The following is a 15787-nucleotide window of genomic DNA, read 5'->3' on the forward strand; positions in this document are numbered from 1 at the left end:
TGCCCGACCACCTCTCCATCGACGCCAGCAGCCCGCACCACGTGGCCGCCGTGTTCGAACACGACATCGGCATCCACTTCAACGGCAAGGAACGCTTCGACGTGGTCGAGTACTGCGTCAGCGAAGGCTGGGTGAAAGTGCCTTCGGGCAAGACCCTGGACCGCAAAGGCAACCCCTTGCTCCTCAAACTCAAGGGCAAAGTGGAAGCGTTCTACAAATAGAGACGAATCGAGACGACTTGCAGAGAACCTGCGGCGCAAAGCGGGCTCCAATCTCACCATGCGACGCAGAACCTTCTTTGGCATCCTTCCCCTCGCGCTCGGCGGCCCAGGGCTTGCCCTGGCGGCCGAAGACCGCCCCAGTACACCGGCGGGTTACCCGGTGTCCCTGGAACAGCTGCAGGAAGCCGTGGGCAAACGTTTCCCGCGCCGCTACCCGGTGCAAGGCATTCTGGACCTGGACCTGCAAACGCCGCGCCTGCAACTGCTGCCCGAAGAGAACCGCTTGCGCGCCGCCATGGACGTGCAAGCCACCGGCCCTGCGCTCAACCGCACCCACCAGGGCAGCTTCGACGTGGACTTCGGCCTGCGTTACGAAGCCAGCGACCGCACCCTGCGCGCGCACCAGTTGCGCCTGGCCCGGCTCAAGTTCCCCACGCTGCAACCGCGCGTGGAAGAGATGCTCAACCTCTACGCGCCACGGCTGGCCGACCAGTCGCTGCAGGAAGTGGTGTTGCACGAACTCGAGCCCAAAGACCTCGCGATGCTCGACCGCATGGGCATGCAGCCCGGTGACATCACCGTGACGCGCAAGGGCCTGGTGATCGGCCTCGTGCCCAAACCCCTGTAGGGCGCCTGCTCACCCGCGCGGGTGGTGCTGCGCCACGATGGTCTTCAAACGCTCGCGCGCCACGTGGGTGTAGATCGTGGTGGTGGAAATGTCGGCATGGCCGAGCAGCATCTGCACCGCCCGCAAATCGGCGCCGTGGTTGAGCAAATGCGTGGCGAACGCATGGCGCAAGGTATGCGGTGACAACGGGGAGGTGATGCCGGCCTGCAGCGCGTACTTCTTCACCAGTTGCCAGAACATCGCGCGCGTCATGGCCTCGCCCGCGCGCGAGCCGCGCGAGGTGACGAACAGGTCCTCGCTCTGCAACCCATTCAGAATCTCGCCGCGCGCCTGGCCCATGTAGCGCTGCAGCCACTGCCCCGCCAACTGGCCAAACGGCACGAGCCGCTCCTTGTTGCCCTTGCCGGTGATGCGCAGCACGTGTTCGTTCATGCCCACGTGCCAGGTCTTGAGCGTCACCAGTTCGCTCACGCGCAAACCACTGGCGTAGATGAGTTCGAGCATGCAGCGGTCGCGCAGGCCCAGCGGCGTGCCCACGTCGGGCGCGTTCAGCAAGGCCTCCACCTGCGCTTCGGACATGGTCTTGGGCACGCGCAGCGGCTGGCGCGCGGGCGACAGGCGCAGGGTGGGATCGGTCGAGATGAAACGTTCGCGCAACGCCCAACGGAAGTAGCGCTTGAACACCGTGAGCCGCCGGTTGGCGGTGGTGGCGCGGGTTTGCGCGTGGCGTTCGCTGAAGTAGGCGTTGAGGTCGACCTCGCTGGTCTCGGGCAGCGTCTTGCCGCGCCCGGCCAGCCATTGGCCCAGCAACACCAGGTCGCGCCGGTAGGCGTCGAGCGTGTTGCGCGAGAGGCCCTCTTCCAGCCAGAGACTGTCGACAAAGGCCCCAGCGAGGTTCTCGCTGGTCGACGCCAGGGCCTCCTGGTCCATCAATCCAGCTTGAGCTTCTGCTTGGCCACCACTTCCTTGTAGACCTCGAACTCGGCCTTGATCTGCGCGGTGAATTCGGCCGGCGAGTTGCCCACGACCAGCGAGCCGGTGTCTTCGATCTTCTTCTTCACGGCCGGGTCGGTCAGCGCCTGCTTGGTGGCGTTGTAGACCTTGTCCACCACCTCTGGCGGCAGGCCCTTGGGGCCGATCAGGCCGTAGTAGGCCATGCGGTTCACCGGCTCCAGGCCCACTTCCTTGAACGTCGGAATGTCGGGCAGCACGGCCAGGCGCTGCGGTGCGGCCACCACGATGGCGACCAGGCGACCCGACTTGATGAAGGGCAGCGCGGAAGGCAGGTTGTCAAAGATGATCGGCACCTGACCACCCACCGTGTCGTTGAGCGCCGGGCCCGCGCCACGGTACGGAATGTGGGTGATGAAGGTGTTGGTCAGGCTCTTGAACAGCTCGGTCTGCAGGTGGCCGATGCCGCCCGTGCCCGAACTGGCGTAGCTGTACTTGCCGGGGTTCTTCTTGATCTCGGCGACGAAGGACTTGTAGTCTTTCGCCGGGAAGCTCGGGTGCACCGCGATCACGTTGGGCGTGGCGGCGATGTTGATGATGGGCGTGAAGTCCGTGAGCGTGTTGTACGGGATCTTGGCATTGATCGCCGGGTTGGCCGCCGTGGTGGACACCGTGGCCATGCCCAGGATGTAGCCATCGGGCGGCGTGCGCGCGAGTTCGGTGGCGCCCACGACGCCGCCGCCACCGGCCTTGTTCTCCACCACCATGCTCTGGCCCAACGCCTTGCCCAGCGAATCGGACATGACACGCGCAATGATGTCGGTGGTGCCGCCCGGTGCGAACGGCACCTGCAGCCGGATGATTTTGTTCGGGTAGGCCTGCGACCAGGCGCTGCCTGTGGCGACCACCGAAGCGGTGGCCAGACCGATCGCAACCCACTGACGACGAGAAACCATGACGTGTACTCCTTGGCGTTGAAATATTGAAATAAACACGGGGGTAGCCGCATCCTACTGTGTGCGGCGACCACCCATCAGCCCCGCACTTTAGACGGGGTCGCCACCGATGAACATGGGGAGAACACATACGTATTAACCCGGAAACGCCGAGGGCCAGCCGCTATGCTCACGCCGTGAACTTCGCCCAACTCCTCTTCCCCGATTTCTCGCTCATCCTCTGCGGCTACCTGGTCTGCCGTTTCACCCAACTCAACCGAAAAGTGTGGGAGCAGGTGGAGAGCCTGGTGTATTACTTCCTGTTCCCTGTGCTGCTGTTCCACAGCATCGTGAAGAGCCCACTGGATCTGGGGGCTGCCTCCAGCCTGGTGGGCGCTGGCGTCTCGTTGGGGGTCCTGGGCATCGCGCTGAGCTACTCGCTGCCGCACTGGCCTTGGCTGGGCAAGCGGCTGGATGTGCGCCTGCACGCTGCCAGCGCGCAGGTGGCGTTTCGTTTCAACTCGTTCATTGCGCTGGCGCTGGCCGAGAAAGTGGCCGGTCCGCCCGGCTTGCTGATGATCGCGGTGCTCATCGGCGTGTGCGTGCCGCTGTTCAACGTGGGCGCGGTGTGGCCGATGGCGCGGCACGCCAACCGCGGCTTCCTGCGCGAGCTGCTGCGCAACCCGCTGATCGTCGCCACGGCCTCGGGCCTGATCGCCAACCTGCTGGGCTTCACCATCCCGTTCTGGCTGGAGCCCACCGTCAACCGCATCGGCCAGGCGGCACTCGCCTTGGGTTTGCTCGCAGCCGGTGCGGGCATGCAGTTCGGCATGCTGGCCAGCGCCAAGACGCTGGGCGGGTTGATCCTGGCCTGCAAGCACCTGGGCATGCCCCTGATCGCCTTCGGCATGGCCCAGCTGTTCCGGCTGGATGCCACGCAGACCGCCATCCTGCTGATGTTCTCGGCCGTGCCCACCGCGTCGAGTTGTTATGTGCTGGCGGCGCGCATGGGCTACAACGGGCCGTACGTGGCGGGGTTGGTGACGCTGTCGACCTTGTTGGGCGTGGTGAGTCTGCCGTTTGCACTGGGGGTGCTGGCTCCGCTGCGCTGAGCGCGTGCCTTCAGGACCTTGCGGCCGCATGCGGCAGAATTCCAGACCAGTGACACGCCTCGACCCCGACTTTCTGCAAGCGATCCGCAACGAGTTCTCCAGCACTCGACACTGGATCGACCGTGCCATCGTATTGGCCTACGCCGCCGCAGCGGGTTTGGCGGTGGTCGGCTTCACCCTTCTGTCGGAGTGGGCCTTTGGCGGTTTCCACGCATTGCAATCCATCAGCCCGTGGCTGGCGTTGATCTGGACGCCGGCGCTCACTGCCGCCATCGTCTGGACCACGCGGCGCTGGTTCGCGGGTGCCGGCGGCTCAGGAATTCCGCAAGTCATGGCATCGCTCGACCCCCAGATACCACCCGAGAGCGGCCCGCGCTTCGTCTCGCTGCGGCTTTCGCTGAGCAAGATCGCGTTGTCTTCGGCCGGTCTGCTCGCAGGACTCTCGCTCGGCCGCGAAGGGCCTTCGGTGCAGGTTGCCGCCGGTGTGATGCAACACGCTCAACGCTGGCTGGGTCCACGCTCGGGCATCGACCGGCGCGCGCTGCTCGTGGCGGGCGGCGCCGCGGGTATCGCCGCGGCCTTCAACGCACCGCTGGCCGGCGTGGTGTTTGCCATCGAAGAACTCTCGCGCAAGCTCGAGTCGCGCAGCAGCGGCCTGATCATCGCGGCCATCGTGCTCGCGGGCTTGATGGGCGTCTCGGTCTTTGGCAACCTGACCTACTTCGGCCGCATCGCCGTGCCGCGCCTGGGCTGGGACGCGCTGCTGCCCGGTCTGGCGGTCACTTTGCTCTGCGGCTTGCTGGGAGGGCTCTTTTCTCGGCTGCTGATCGCTTCGTTGACCGGTGGCTCGGCCAAACGGGCCACGCGCTGGCGTGCTCGCCGCCCCGTTGCCTTTGCCGCCGTCTGCGGCCTGCTCGTCGCGGTGATCGGACTGGCCAGCGGTGGCGAGACGTTCGGTGCGGAGTCCGAGACCGTCAAGCTCATGATGGCCGGCCAGGCGGAGGTGTCACCGCTCTACGTACCGCTCAAATTCGCCGCCACCTGGCTCACGAGCTGGTCGGGCGTGCCGGCCGGCATCTTCGCGCCATCGCTGTCGATCGGCGCAGGCGTGGGCCACGACATTGCCCGGCTTGCTGGTGGCGATATCGGGCCCGCCTTGATCGCCATGGGCATGGCCGCTTTCCTGGCCGCGGTCACGCAGGCGCCGCTCACGGCCTTCATCATCGTCATGGAGATGGTGGATGGTCACGCCATGGTGCTCAGCCTGATGACGGCGGCCATGATCGCCAGCCTGGTCTCGCGCATGCTAAGCCGTTCGCTCTATGCCACGCTCGCCGAAGCGATGGTCGATGCGGTCATTGGTCAGCCCCTCGCACCGGACCCTCACAGGCGCCCGCACTGAGCGGCATCACCGCTCGCACAAGGCCTTCAACGCCTCCAGCGCCTTGGGCCACTTGTCTTCCATCATCGCCGCGTAATCTTCCAGAATGTCCTGCGTGACGGTGAGCTGCGTGCCGCCGCCCACGGTTTCGAAGCGGTAGTTTTCATAGGCCGGCGCCCATCCGGCGGCAGCCGGGCTTTCGGTATCGTCCTTGCCGTTGGCCACCACGCCCAGGTGCTTGATCGAGATGAACTCGTTCGGCACGTTGCGTTCGATGGTGGACACCATGCCGTCCTGGCCGTCCGGCGACAGGAACCGGATGGTGGCGCCCTCGTCCCATGAGCCCTCGTAGTACGAGCCTTCCATGAACGGGCGCGTCCATTCACGGTAGCTCTGGGAATCCAGCATGGTGTTCCACACCACCTCGCGGGGCGCGCGGATGGTGGTGGTGAAAGTGAGTTGTTTCATGGAATCGCTCCTCTCTGAACCAAAAGAACGGGCACAAGCCCGGGCGGTGTCAGCGCGCGGCGGCGGGGCCCAGCACGAGGTCGATGCGACGCTGCAGTCGCGCGGCCTCTTCCTGAGCGCCCGCTGCCTGCGCGCGCCGGTGTTGCAAGGTCAGCCAGGCCGCCAGCGGCCGGCGCCAACCACGGGCAGACGACGTGCCCACCGCGCGCTCGGCCACGGCATCGCTGGCGCGGCCACTGCGCAGCAACACGCCAGCGGCCACGAGTTGGGACAGCGGATCCTGAATGGCGTTGATTACTGCTGCGTCGGCTGCGCCCCCACCCACCAGCGCGCGGTGCGCCGCGGGCAACAACGCGGCGTCGGCGGGCGTGGCGGTGCCCGCGAGGTAACGCGCATAGGCCTGTTCGGCCGGGGCCGCGTCTTGCGCCAGCGCGTCGAAACCCGTGCAGGGCTCGAACACCAGTGAGGCCACGCGCGTGGCGCAGCGCAGCAGCTCCGCGCGGGCCAGCAGGTCGGCCCGGCCGGTGCTGGTGAGTTCGTGGCGCACGCGCGCGAACTCCGCCGCCTCGATGCGCGAGTCGCCCACCAACCAGGCTTCGGTGGCGCGCTCGGCGCCGCCTTTGGCATTCAACTGCCATTCGGGCGCGGGCGGCGAACTGGAGCAGGCCGACAAGGCTGCCAAGGCAGACAGGAGCAAAGTGGTGCGCAGCTTCATGGAAGTTTGATCTCCGGGTCGCTCTTGAAGGGCCACTTGCGGTTGATGTCGTTGATCATCGTGTCCACCTTGCGCAAGCTGGACTCCACCTCGCCGCGCAGGTAGCCCAGATCGGTCGTGGCCTCGCGCGTATTGCCGGCGATGCCCTGCACTTCCACCAGCACCGCGTCCACCTTCCGCAGGCTGGTGCGCGCCTCCGCCAGCAAGCCGTTGAGCTGCTGCACCGTCACGCGCGCATCGCCCGCCAGACCGGCCTCGCCCGGCTTGCCGCCCTGGCCGAACACCTGGCGATCGGCATTCGCGGCCAGGCTGTCCAGCCGCTTGGCCAGCGCGTCGGCGCGCACCAGCAAGGCGTTGGTGCGGTCGATGGTGAGCACGAGTTTCTTCGCGTCTTCGTCGTTGCCCATCAGCAGGCCCAGGCCGCCCTGCGGTCCCTTGAGGCGATCGGTCGCCACGCCCACGCCGGTGAGCGCGCCGGCCAGCGCACCGTCGCTCTTGGTGAGCGCGGCCAGGTTGTCCAGCACCTCGCGCGCGCTGGCCGTGAGCTTCGGAATCTCGGCCGCCGTGTCGCCGCGCAACACCGTGCGCTCGGCGCCGTCGGGCAGCGGTGGGTCTTCGAGCACGCCGCTGAAGGCGCGGATGCGCGTGCCCCCCACCAGGCCGCGCTCCATGGTGAAGATGCTGGAGGTGCGCAGCCATTTCGCGTCGGTGCGCGGCACGTCGACCAGGATGCGCACATTGCCGTCGGGGGCCAGCTCGATGCGCGCCACACGCCCAATGGGAAAGCCCGCAAAGGTCATGTCCATGCCAACGCCCACCCCCTCGGAGTCGTCGGAAATCAGCACCAGCCGCTGCGTCGGTTCGAGCACGCCGCGCGCGTAGAGGATGTAGGCCACCGAGCCGAGCAGCAACACGGCCATGAGCATCAGCAACAGGCCGGCCTTGAACTCCAGGTTCTTGACCGGTGGCGCGTCGGGCGATGGGGGTGGCGCGGGTGTGGGGCTCATGTTCTTTCAATAGTAGTTGCCGATCAGCGAAACCACTTCGATCAGCAGCACGACGGAAAACAGGCGCGCGAACTCGCTCATGTCGCTGCGCCGGCTGTAGCGGCCATCGCGATCGGGCTGCGCGGCCGCGGCCAGCGGCACCACGGCCACGGCCAGGCTGAAGAAGAAGGTCTTGAGCGAAAAGATCAGCGCCACCGCCGGCGAGAACACGCCGCCGACCGCACGCGTGTAACCCGGCAAGGCCCACGGCGAAAAACCGTAGACGGTGAAGTAGGTCAACACCAGCGCAACCACCGAGCTCAGCCCCGCCAGCAACAGCACCGAGAACATGCTGCCCAGGGCGCGTGGCAGCAACTGGTCCACCAGCAGCCCCTGCCGCTCGGGCAGGTTGCCTTCGCGCTGTTGCAGCGCGAGCTGCTTGCGCACCTCTTGCGCGCCAGGCATGGCGTAGCGCACCGCCACGAACAGCGCCACGTACAGCGGAATGAGTTCGAGCACCAGCGTGCGCACCAACACCTCCAGCGCGTACTGCGACAGGCCGTAGCTGTAGGCCGTGGCCACGACGATGCGGATCAACACCAGGCTCACCAGCGCCGACAGCACGAGGAACCAGGTGAGCAAGGGCGCGGTGGCGCGGTAGAGGCTGGTGAGCACCGCCTGGCGGTGTGTGCCGGCACGGTAGCTCGCGGGCGACAGGGCCAGCACCAGAATCTGCGCGCCCACGAACAGCGTGTGCCACCAGGTGTTCCAGCTCGCGCGCAGCCCATGGCCCCAGCGGCGCAGCGTGTTGTGTGTGGCGTTCACCGGATGCATGGCGCGATGATAGCCCTGGGCCTGCGCGCGGGCATCGGTGCGGCTCCCCGCAAATGTGACAGCATGCAGGCGGTGCAACGGCCAGAATCCGAAGCCACTTTTCCGCCTTTGAGGAGACACACACATGCCGACATCCGTTCACCCGGTGGTGCGCCGCCAGACCATCGCCGACGCCCTGCGCCGCACCGCGCTGCGCCTGCCGGGCAAGACCGCCATCGTCTGCGGCGACACGCAATGGACCTACGCCGAGTTCGACGCCCTGGTGAGCCGCCTCGCCGCGGGCCTGGCGGGCATGGGCGTGGCCCAGGGCGACAAGGTCGCGGTGCTCGCGCGCAATTCGCACGGCTTTGCCGCGCTGCGCTTTGCGCTCGCGCGCCGGGGCGCGGTGATGGTGCCGATCAACTTCATGCTCAAGGCCGACGAGGTCGCCTACATCCTGCGCCACGCAGGGGCGCGCACACTCGCCACCGACAGCGGGCTGGCCGAGCTGGCGCGGGCCGCTTCGGCCCAGGACACCCAGGTGACCCAAACCATCTGGCTGCCTTCGGAAGACCCGAGCGAGCCGGTGGCCGGCATGCACCGCTTCGACGACCTCGCCGCCTGCACCGACCCGCTGCCCGACGTGACGCTGAACAGCTTCGACCTTGCGCAGATCGTCTACACCAGCGGCACCGAGTCGACGCCCAAGGGCGCCATGCTCACGCACGACGCGGTGCTGTGGCAGTACGTGAGCTGCGTGATCAACGCCGAGATTGCCGAGGGCGACCGCGCGCTGCACGCGCTGCCGCTGTACCACTGCGCGCAGCTGGACGTGTTCTTCGGCCCGGCGATCTACATCGGCAGCAGCAACGTGATCACGGCCAAGCCGGTGCCGGACAACCTGATCGCGCTGATCGAAAAACACCGGATCACCAGCTTCTTCGCGCCGCCCACGGTGTGGATCGCCTTGCTGCGCTCACCCGCGTTCGATGCGGAGAAGCTGAAGAGCCTGGCCAAGGGCTACTACGGCGCCTCCATCATGCCGGTGGAGGTGCTCAAGGAACTCGCCGCGCGCCTGCCTTCGGTGCGCCTGTGGAACCTGTACGGCCAGACCGAGATCGCGCCGCTGGCCACCATGCTCGGCCCGGACGATCAGTTGCGCAAGCCCGGCTCCTGCGGCAAGGCGGTGCTCAACGTGGAAACGCGCGTGGTCAACGACGCGATGCAGGACGTGGCCGTGGGCGAGGTCGGCGAGATCGTGCACCGCTCGCCACACCTCATGCTGGGCTACTTCAACGACCCCGAGCGCACAAAGGCCGCGTTCGAGGGCGACTGGTTCCACAGCGGTGACCTGGTCGTGATCGACGGCGAAGGTTTCATCACCGTGGTCGACCGCAAGAAGGACATGATCAAGACCGGCGGCGAAAACGTGGCCAGCCGCGAAGTGGAGGAAATGGTCTACCGCCTGCCGGCCGTGAGCGAGGTGGCCGTGATCGGCCTGCCCGATGCGAAGTGGGTGGAGGCGGTGACCGCCGTGATCGTGGTCAAGGCCGGACAGGCGCTCACCGAAGCCGAGGTGGTGGCGCACTGCAACCAGCACATGGCAGCCTTCAAGAGCCCCAAGCGCGTGGTGTTCACCGACAGCCTGCCGAAGAACCCGAGCGGCAAGCTGCTCAAGCGCGAACTGCGCCAGCGCTACGCGGCCTGAGCATTCCAGCGGCCGGCATCCGGCGCTTCCGATCGGCCTCAGGGGATCGCGTACGGCTGTTCGTCCGGTGTGTTGAGCGCGACATCGCGGTAGAACGCGCGCCACGTGTCCGGCGGATAACTCGCGGGGTCGCGAGCAGCCAGGTAGTCCACCATCGCGAAATGATTGACCCGTCGGCCGACTGCCACATTGTCGAAGCGTGCCGTGCCACGGATGTGCGACATGATCGATCGGCTGAGCAGGCAATACGACCAGGGTGCAGAGCCGATGCCGTCGAGGCCGACGCTGGGGAAATACAGGTTCGGGGCATCGAGGCTGTGAAAGATGTCACCGCAGCGCGCACACAGTGCATCAAGGGTTTGAATGGAGGCGATTTCGGGCGCTTCGAAGTACGACAGGTCCACGCTATAGCCGGTTCCCCAGAGCAACAGGTCCGCTTCGATGCGGCTCCCATCCGAGAGCGTGACGGTACGGTCTGCGATGGATGCCACGCTGCCGCAATGCCGCTCGATGGCGGCAAAGTTGGCCAGCATGCCGGGGCGTCCCGGTATGAGTTGATCCCGCTCCACATCAAAGTCATGCGAGGGCATGATCTCGCTGATGCCGAATTTTTCGTAGCGAGAACGCATGTCGGCGCCTATGGCTGCGCTTTGCTGCGAGGCCGTCATACCGCTGGCTTGCAGCCGCGCAAACCCGCGCACGCTGCCTGCGATGTGTTTCGGCTTGTGTGTCGGCACAAACCAGCGCAAGCCCCGATAGACCCAGACGGCACGGCGCGCGCCGTGATGGAAGCACAGTTCCAGCAGATCGAAAGCCGATGCGCCCCCTCCGACCACGAGAACGTCGCGACCGGCAAGCATTTCGGGGTCGCGGAGCGCACTCGAGTGAAACTCTTGAACGGTGCTTCCCAAGCGAGAAACCCGGGGAACAACAGGTGTGTTGTGCGCCCCCGTCGCGGCGATGAGATGCCGCGCACGGACAGCACCTTGCGGTGTCACCAACTCCCATGCCGAGTCGCCAAAGCGGGCCCGTTGTACGGGAGCGTTCAGCCGAACGCCGTCGGCCAAGCTGAACCGCGTCAACCACGCTTCGATGTTGGCAAGAATGTGCGGCTGCGTCGCACCGTCGAGCGGCAAATCGCCCAACGCCCAGTCCAGCGGGCTGATCTGGATGTCCTGCCATGACGGGAGGTCGCGCCACAGCCCGCCAACGCGACCCTGCCTCTCGAGCACGATCGCTTCCAGGCCGGCTCGACGCGCGTAGGCCAGTGCCAAGATGCCTGCCAAGCCGCCGCCAACGATGGCTACATCAAACGGGCTATTGCGGGGGGGCATGTACGTCTCCCGAGACCGATTGCTGCACCGCGGAGTTTCCGTTGATCGTCAGCCTTCAGTCTGAACCTTGCATTGAGCGACAAATACCGGATGCCCGCAAGTGACCGCGGGCATCAGCCACCCAATGTTTCGTGGTGGCCGACGCTGCCGCGCTTCCAGTAGGCGGAAGCGCGCACACGGCTCTTGTCGAGGCCATGGCCGTTCGGGTCCACCAGCGCCTGCCGCACCGCCGCGATGCTCGCGGCCTCGCCGCCCGCCCAGGCAAAACCCTCGCCGGCAGGCAGCTTCAACGCAGCAACCGCCTTCGCGAGCGCGCCTGTGGCGCCGGTCTCCATCCAGTGCGTCTGCAGACGCGCACGGCTCTCCAATGGGCGGCGGTCCCCCGCGTCGGCGGTCTCGATCACGGTGATGGCCTGCGCGGTTTCGGGCAGCTCTTCGAGCCGCCGCGCGATGGCGGGAATGGCGGACTCGTCGCCCACCAGCAGGTGCCAGTCAAAACCCGTGGGCACCACGAAGGAGCCGCGCGGCCCGCCCAGGCCCACTTCATCCCCGACCTGGGCGGTTTCGGCCCAGAGCGAGGCCACGCCCTCGCCGTGCAACACGAATTCGATGTCGAGCGTGCCGGCGGCCAGGTCAAAGTGGCGCGGCGTGTAGTCGCGCATCGCCGGCTTCTGCGCGCCGGGCGGGAGGGCCAGGCCGTCGGGCCCGGGCTGGGGCAACACCAGGGGCTGGCCGGGCTGGGCCGGCAGCATGAGCTTGGCGTGGTCGTCGAACGAGGCGCTGACGAAATGGCGCAGGGCGTCGCCGGCGAAGCGCATGCGCAGGAAGTGCGGGCTGATCCGGTCGATGCGTTGCACCTGCAGGCGGCGCACGTGGATCTCGTGGCGCACGCGCTCCACGGCGAGGGATGGGGTGGTGCTTGTGTTCATGGCTTCTATTGGTTGATAATGTCATCAATCATGCCCACATTGGATGACACTGTCAACGACATGGATACCCCACGATGAAGAGATCCGCCAACACCGAGGTGCTGGACCACATCCACGCTCTCATGCACAGCCTGCGTCGCCAACTGCAGGAAGGAATGCGCGAAGCCGGCGAAGGCCTCGGCCCGATGGAGGCGCGTTGCCTCGGTTATTTCATGCGCAACGACGGCGCGACGCAGAGCGATCTGGTGCAGCACTCGGGGCGCGACAAGGCGCAGATTGCGCGCATCGTCAAGGCGCTGCACGAACGGGGCTTGTTGCAAAGCTGCCGCGATCCGGACGACGGCCGCAGCCAGCGCGTGAGCGTGACGGCCGAGGGACAGGCGCTGCAGCGCAAGATGCAGCAATTGCGGGTACGGTTCGAGAAGACCATGGTGGCCGGCTTGAGCGAGAGCGACCGCGCCACCCTGCTCGCCCTGCTCGACCGGCTGCAGGAGAACGTGGGCGGGTAGGCTCAGCGCGCCTGCGAGAGCGCCCAGGCCACGTGCTCGCGCACCAGCTCGCCGGGATGGTCCATGCGGCTCTGCAGCGCGCGCAGCACCTCAGCGTCAGGGCCCGCACGCAGCGCATTCCCCATCGCCACCGCAATATTGCGCAACCACCGCTCGTGCCCGATGCGCCGGATCGGGCTGCCTTCGGTGCGGCGCAGGAATTCTTCCTCGCTCCAGCCAAACAGTTCCACCAGCGTGGCGCCACTCAGGCCTTCGCGCGCGTCAAAGTCCGGCAGCGGGCTGCGTTGGGCGAACTTGTTCCAGGGGCAGATCAGCTGGCAATCGTCGCAGCCGTAGATGCGGTTACCGATCAAGGGACGCAAGTCCTCGGGAATCGGCCCCGCGTGTTCGATGGTGAGGTAACTGATGCAACGGCGCGCGTCCAGCCGGTGCGGCGCGGTGATGGCCTGCGTGGGGCAGATGTCGATGCAGGCGCTGCAGCCCCCGCAATGCGCGCTGACGGGCTCTGTCGGCGGCAGTTCCAGGTCGGTGTAGATCTCGCCGAGGAAGAACATCGAGCCCGCCTCCCGGTTCAGCAACAGCGTGTGCTTGCCGCGCCAGCCCTGGCCGCTGCGCTGCGCCAGCTCTTCTTCGAGCACGGGGGCGGAGTCGGTGAACACGCGGTGCCCCAGCGGCCCTACAGCGCCCTGGATGCGCTCGGCCAGTGTTTGCAGGCGGTTGCGCAGCACCTTGTGGTAGTCCCGGCCCCGGGCATACACCGACACGATCGCCTCGCCCGGGCGCTGCAAGCGCTGCAATTCCAGCGCCGGCCAGTCTTCGGGCGTGTCGCGCGGCAGGTAGTCCATGCGCGCGGTGATCACGCTCAAGGTGCCGGGCACCAGCTCGGCGGGGCGGGCACGCTTCATGCCATGCGAGGCCATGTAAGCCATGTCACCGTGCCATCCAGCCGACAACCAGGCCTGCAAACCGGGTTCCGCGGCCGACAAATCCACACCCGCCACGCCAATTTGGGAAAATGCGAGCTCCTGGCCCCAGGCCTGAATCTGCGAGACGAGTTGAGCGGCATCAAAAGCGAACTTCATGTGAAGCCCATTGTAGGAACCGGCCCGGTTCCTGTGGGCACTGCGTCCCCTGTCGAACGCTGGCAGGGCCGCTGGGCCAGTGAAGAGGACACGCAGTCCTTTGCCCGCCAGCTCGCCGCCTCCCCCGCCATCGCGCACGCCACCCTGACGCTGCAAGGCGACCTGGGCGCGGGCAAGACCACGCTGGTGCGCCATCTGTTGCGCGCGCTGGGGGTGCGCGGCCGCATCAAGAGCCCGACCTATGCGGTGGTCGAGCCGCACAGCGCGATCGATTGCGCGGTGATGCCCGAAGGCGAGCCGCTGCAGATCTGGCACTTCGATTTCTACCGCTTCAACGACCCGCGCGAGTGGGAAGACGCGGGCTTTCGCGAACTTTTTGCCAGCCCCGGCCTCAAGCTTGTGGAATGGCCCGAGCGCGCCGGTGATTTTCTGCCGGTGGTCGATCTGCAGATCGACATTCAACCCGACGACATGACACCAGACACTTCCAACGACCCCGACCAGGACACACAGCGCGCCGTGCACGCCACGGCGCTCACCGCCACCGGCCGCCTGCTGCTGGAGGCACTCGCATGAGCGGCACCCTCAACCGTCGCACCTTGCTGCAAACCGGCTCGCTCGTGCTGTTGCTCGGCGCGCAGCAGATCGCGCGCGGCGCGAGCGTGCTGGCCGTGCGCATCTGGCCGGCCGAGGACTACACGCGCGTGACGATCGAGTCCGACGCCCTCCTGCAGGCCAGGCACCAGTTCGTCAACGAACCGCCGCGCCTGGCGGTGGACATCGAAGGCATGGACCTGCTGCCCGGCCTGCGCGAACTCGTGGGCAAGCTCAAGTCGGACGACCCCAACATCGCCGGCATTCGCGTGGCGCAGAACGCGCCCAACGTGGTGCGCCTGGTGATCGACCTGAAGAAGCCGATCAAGCCGCAGGTGTTCAGCCTGCAGCCGGTGGCGGCCTACCAGCACCGCCTGGTGTTCGATCTGTACCCCGCCGCCCCGCCCGACCCGTTGGACCAGTTGATCGCCCAACGCATGAAGGACCTGGACGAAGCCAGCGAACGCGCCGCGCGCCTGCTGGGCCTGGAAGCCGAGAAGGTCACGCGCCCGGCCAACCAGCAAGAAGACCCCTTGGGTGCCCTGATCGCGGGACGCGAACGGCCGTCCAGGCCCGACACCGCGCCGGACACCCCCACGGTCAAGCCCCCACCCAAGGACGAAGACACGGCCGTGGCGGGCGCCGAGCCGAAAGGCAGTCCGTCCAAACAGCCGCCTGCCTCGGGCAAGGGCAAGACCGAGCGGCTCATCATCATCGCGCTCGATCCCGGCCACGGCGGCGAAGACCCGGGCGCGATCGGGCCCAACGGCACGCACGAGAAAAAGGTGGTGCTGCAGATCGCGCAGAAGCTGCGCGACCGCATCAACGACACGCGCGTCAACGGCAACCCCATGCGCGCCTACATGACGCGCGACAAGGACTTTTTCGTGCCGCTGCAGGTCCGCGTGCAGAAGGCCCAACGCGTGCAGGCCGACCTGTTCATCAGCCTGCATGCCGACGCCTTCATGACGCCCAAGCCCCAAGGCGCCAGCGTGTTTGCACTGAGCACGCGCGGCGCCAGCAGTGCGGCCGCGCGCTGGATGGCCGACAAGGAGAACGCGGCCGATCTCGTGGGCGGGCTCAACACCAAGTCGGCCGACGCACATGTGCGCCGTGCCCTGCTCGACATGAGCACCACGGCCCAAATCAACGACAGCCTCAAGCTCGGCACGGCCATGCTGGGCCACGTGAAGAAGATCGGCAAACTGCACAAGCCCAACGTGGAACAGGCCAACTTCGCCGTCCTGCGCGCGCCCGACATCCCCAGCGTGCTGGTGGAAACGGCGTTCATCAGCAACCCGGACGAAGAACGACGCCTGAACGATCCGAAGTACCAGGACGATCTGGCCGAGGCGCTGCTGCGCGGCATCGTCGCGTACTTCGGAAAGAACCCGCCACTGGCGCGGAACCGGCAGATCTGA

Annotated in this window: 17 protein-coding genes; 8 read left to right on the forward strand and 9 right to left on the reverse strand. The window is 66.9% G+C overall.

What is annotated here, in order from left to right:
• Both FFS09_RS24610 and FFS09_RS24615 read left to right on the forward strand, forming a co-directional pair.
• Positions 1-221 (forward strand): DUF3297 family protein (locus FFS09_RS24610; protein WP_137921578.1); only part of this gene is annotated, 221 nt, incomplete at its 5' end.
• A gap of 58 nt (positions 222-279) precedes the next feature.
• Complete coding sequence (locus tag FFS09_RS24615) at positions 280-849, forward strand: DUF1439 domain-containing protein (protein ID WP_137921579.1); 570 nt, start codon at positions 280-282, stop codon at positions 847-849.
• 9 nt (positions 850-858) lie between these two features.
• Here the strand turns inward: FFS09_RS24615 and xerD are convergent, their stop codons facing one another.
• Both xerD and FFS09_RS24625 read right to left on the reverse strand, forming a co-directional pair.
• Entirely contained in the window at positions 859-1779 is a 921-nt protein-coding gene (gene xerD, locus FFS09_RS24620) for a site-specific tyrosine recombinase XerD (protein ID WP_137921580.1), read from the reverse strand.
• On the reverse strand, positions 1779-2756 hold the full coding sequence (locus FFS09_RS24625) for a tripartite tricarboxylate transporter substrate binding protein BugE (RefSeq protein ID WP_137921581.1): 978 nt from the start codon (positions 2754-2756) through the stop codon (positions 1779-1781). The genes xerD and FFS09_RS24625 overlap by 1 nt, the downstream gene beginning before the upstream one ends.
• A 176-nt stretch (positions 2757-2932) precedes the next feature.
• Between FFS09_RS24625 and FFS09_RS24630 the strand changes: the two genes are divergently transcribed.
• Together FFS09_RS24630 and FFS09_RS24635 are read left to right on the forward strand one after the other, a co-directional pair.
• Positions 2933-3847, forward strand: coding sequence for an AEC family transporter (locus tag FFS09_RS24630; RefSeq protein WP_137921582.1), 915 nt, complete (start codon positions 2933-2935; stop codon positions 3845-3847).
• A 28-nt stretch (positions 3848-3875) separates the two neighbouring features.
• Positions 3876-5249, forward strand: a complete 1374-nt coding sequence (locus FFS09_RS24635) for a chloride channel protein (protein ID WP_137921583.1) — start codon at positions 3876-3878, stop codon at positions 5247-5249.
• A gap of 6 nt (positions 5250-5255) precedes the next feature.
• Here FFS09_RS24635 and FFS09_RS24640 read toward each other — a convergent pair whose 3' ends face one another.
• Genes FFS09_RS24640 through FFS09_RS24655 form a run of 4 tightly spaced genes read right to left on the reverse strand, consistent with a single transcriptional unit; the run spans position 5256 to position 8231 of the window.
• Entirely contained in the window at positions 5256-5696 is a 441-nt protein-coding gene (locus FFS09_RS24640) for an SRPBCC family protein (RefSeq protein ID WP_137921584.1), read from the reverse strand.
• 49 nt (positions 5697-5745) lie between these two features.
• Positions 5746-6411, reverse strand: a complete 666-nt coding sequence (locus FFS09_RS24645) for a hypothetical protein (RefSeq protein ID WP_137921585.1) — start codon at positions 6409-6411, stop codon at positions 5746-5748.
• Positions 6408-7418: an MlaD family protein gene (locus tag FFS09_RS24650; RefSeq protein WP_137921586.1), complete on the reverse strand. Its 1011-nt coding sequence runs from the start codon at positions 7416-7418 to the stop codon at positions 6408-6410. Before FFS09_RS24650 ends, FFS09_RS24645 begins: the two co-directional genes overlap by 4 nt.
• A gap of 6 nt (positions 7419-7424) precedes the next feature.
• Complete coding sequence (locus FFS09_RS24655; protein ID WP_137921587.1) at positions 7425-8231, reverse strand: ABC transporter permease; 807 nt, start codon at positions 8229-8231, stop codon at positions 7425-7427.
• A gap of 124 nt (positions 8232-8355) precedes the next feature.
• Here FFS09_RS24655 and FFS09_RS24660 point away from each other — a divergent pair, with 124 nt between their 5' ends.
• Complete coding sequence (locus FFS09_RS24660; RefSeq protein WP_137921588.1) at positions 8356-9918, forward strand: acyl-CoA synthetase; 1563 nt, start codon at positions 8356-8358, stop codon at positions 9916-9918.
• 38 nt (positions 9919-9956) lie between these two features.
• Here FFS09_RS24660 and FFS09_RS24665 read toward each other — a convergent pair whose 3' ends face one another.
• Both FFS09_RS24665 and FFS09_RS24670 read right to left on the reverse strand, forming a co-directional pair.
• Complete coding sequence (locus FFS09_RS24665; RefSeq protein WP_137921589.1) at positions 9957-11252, reverse strand: flavin-containing monooxygenase; 1296 nt, start codon at positions 11250-11252, stop codon at positions 9957-9959.
• A 113-nt stretch (positions 11253-11365) separates the two neighbouring features.
• Entirely contained in the window at positions 11366-12181 is an 816-nt protein-coding gene (locus tag FFS09_RS24670) for a siderophore-interacting protein (protein WP_137921590.1), read from the reverse strand.
• 74 nt (positions 12182-12255) lie between these two features.
• Between FFS09_RS24670 and FFS09_RS24675 the strand changes: the two genes are divergently transcribed.
• A complete protein-coding gene (locus FFS09_RS24675) occupies positions 12256-12690 on the forward strand; it encodes a MarR family winged helix-turn-helix transcriptional regulator (protein WP_137921591.1) in 435 nt (144 codons plus the stop codon).
• A gap of 2 nt (positions 12691-12692) precedes the next feature.
• Here FFS09_RS24675 and queG read toward each other — a convergent pair whose 3' ends face one another.
• Complete coding sequence (gene queG / locus FFS09_RS24680) at positions 12693-13772, reverse strand: tRNA epoxyqueuosine(34) reductase QueG (protein WP_137921592.1); 1080 nt, start codon at positions 13770-13772, stop codon at positions 12693-12695.
• A gap of 33 nt (positions 13773-13805) precedes the next feature.
• On the opposite strand from queG, the gene tsaE reads away from it, so the two are divergent.
• Both tsaE and FFS09_RS24690 read left to right on the forward strand, forming a co-directional pair.
• The gene (gene tsaE / locus FFS09_RS24685) at positions 13806-14348 is read left to right on the forward strand and encodes a tRNA (adenosine(37)-N6)-threonylcarbamoyltransferase complex ATPase subunit type 1 TsaE (protein ID WP_252374505.1); all 543 of its coding nucleotides are present in this window, start codon (positions 13806-13808) and stop codon (positions 14346-14348) included.
• Positions 14345-15787, forward strand: coding sequence for an N-acetylmuramoyl-L-alanine amidase (locus FFS09_RS24690; protein WP_137921593.1), 1443 nt, complete (start codon positions 14345-14347; stop codon positions 15785-15787). The genes tsaE and FFS09_RS24690 overlap by 4 nt, the downstream gene beginning before the upstream one ends.

Source organism: Hydrogenophaga sp. 2FB (genome assembly GCF_005503365.1).
Lineage (GTDB): Bacteria > Pseudomonadota > Gammaproteobacteria > Burkholderiales > Burkholderiaceae_C > Hydrogenophaga.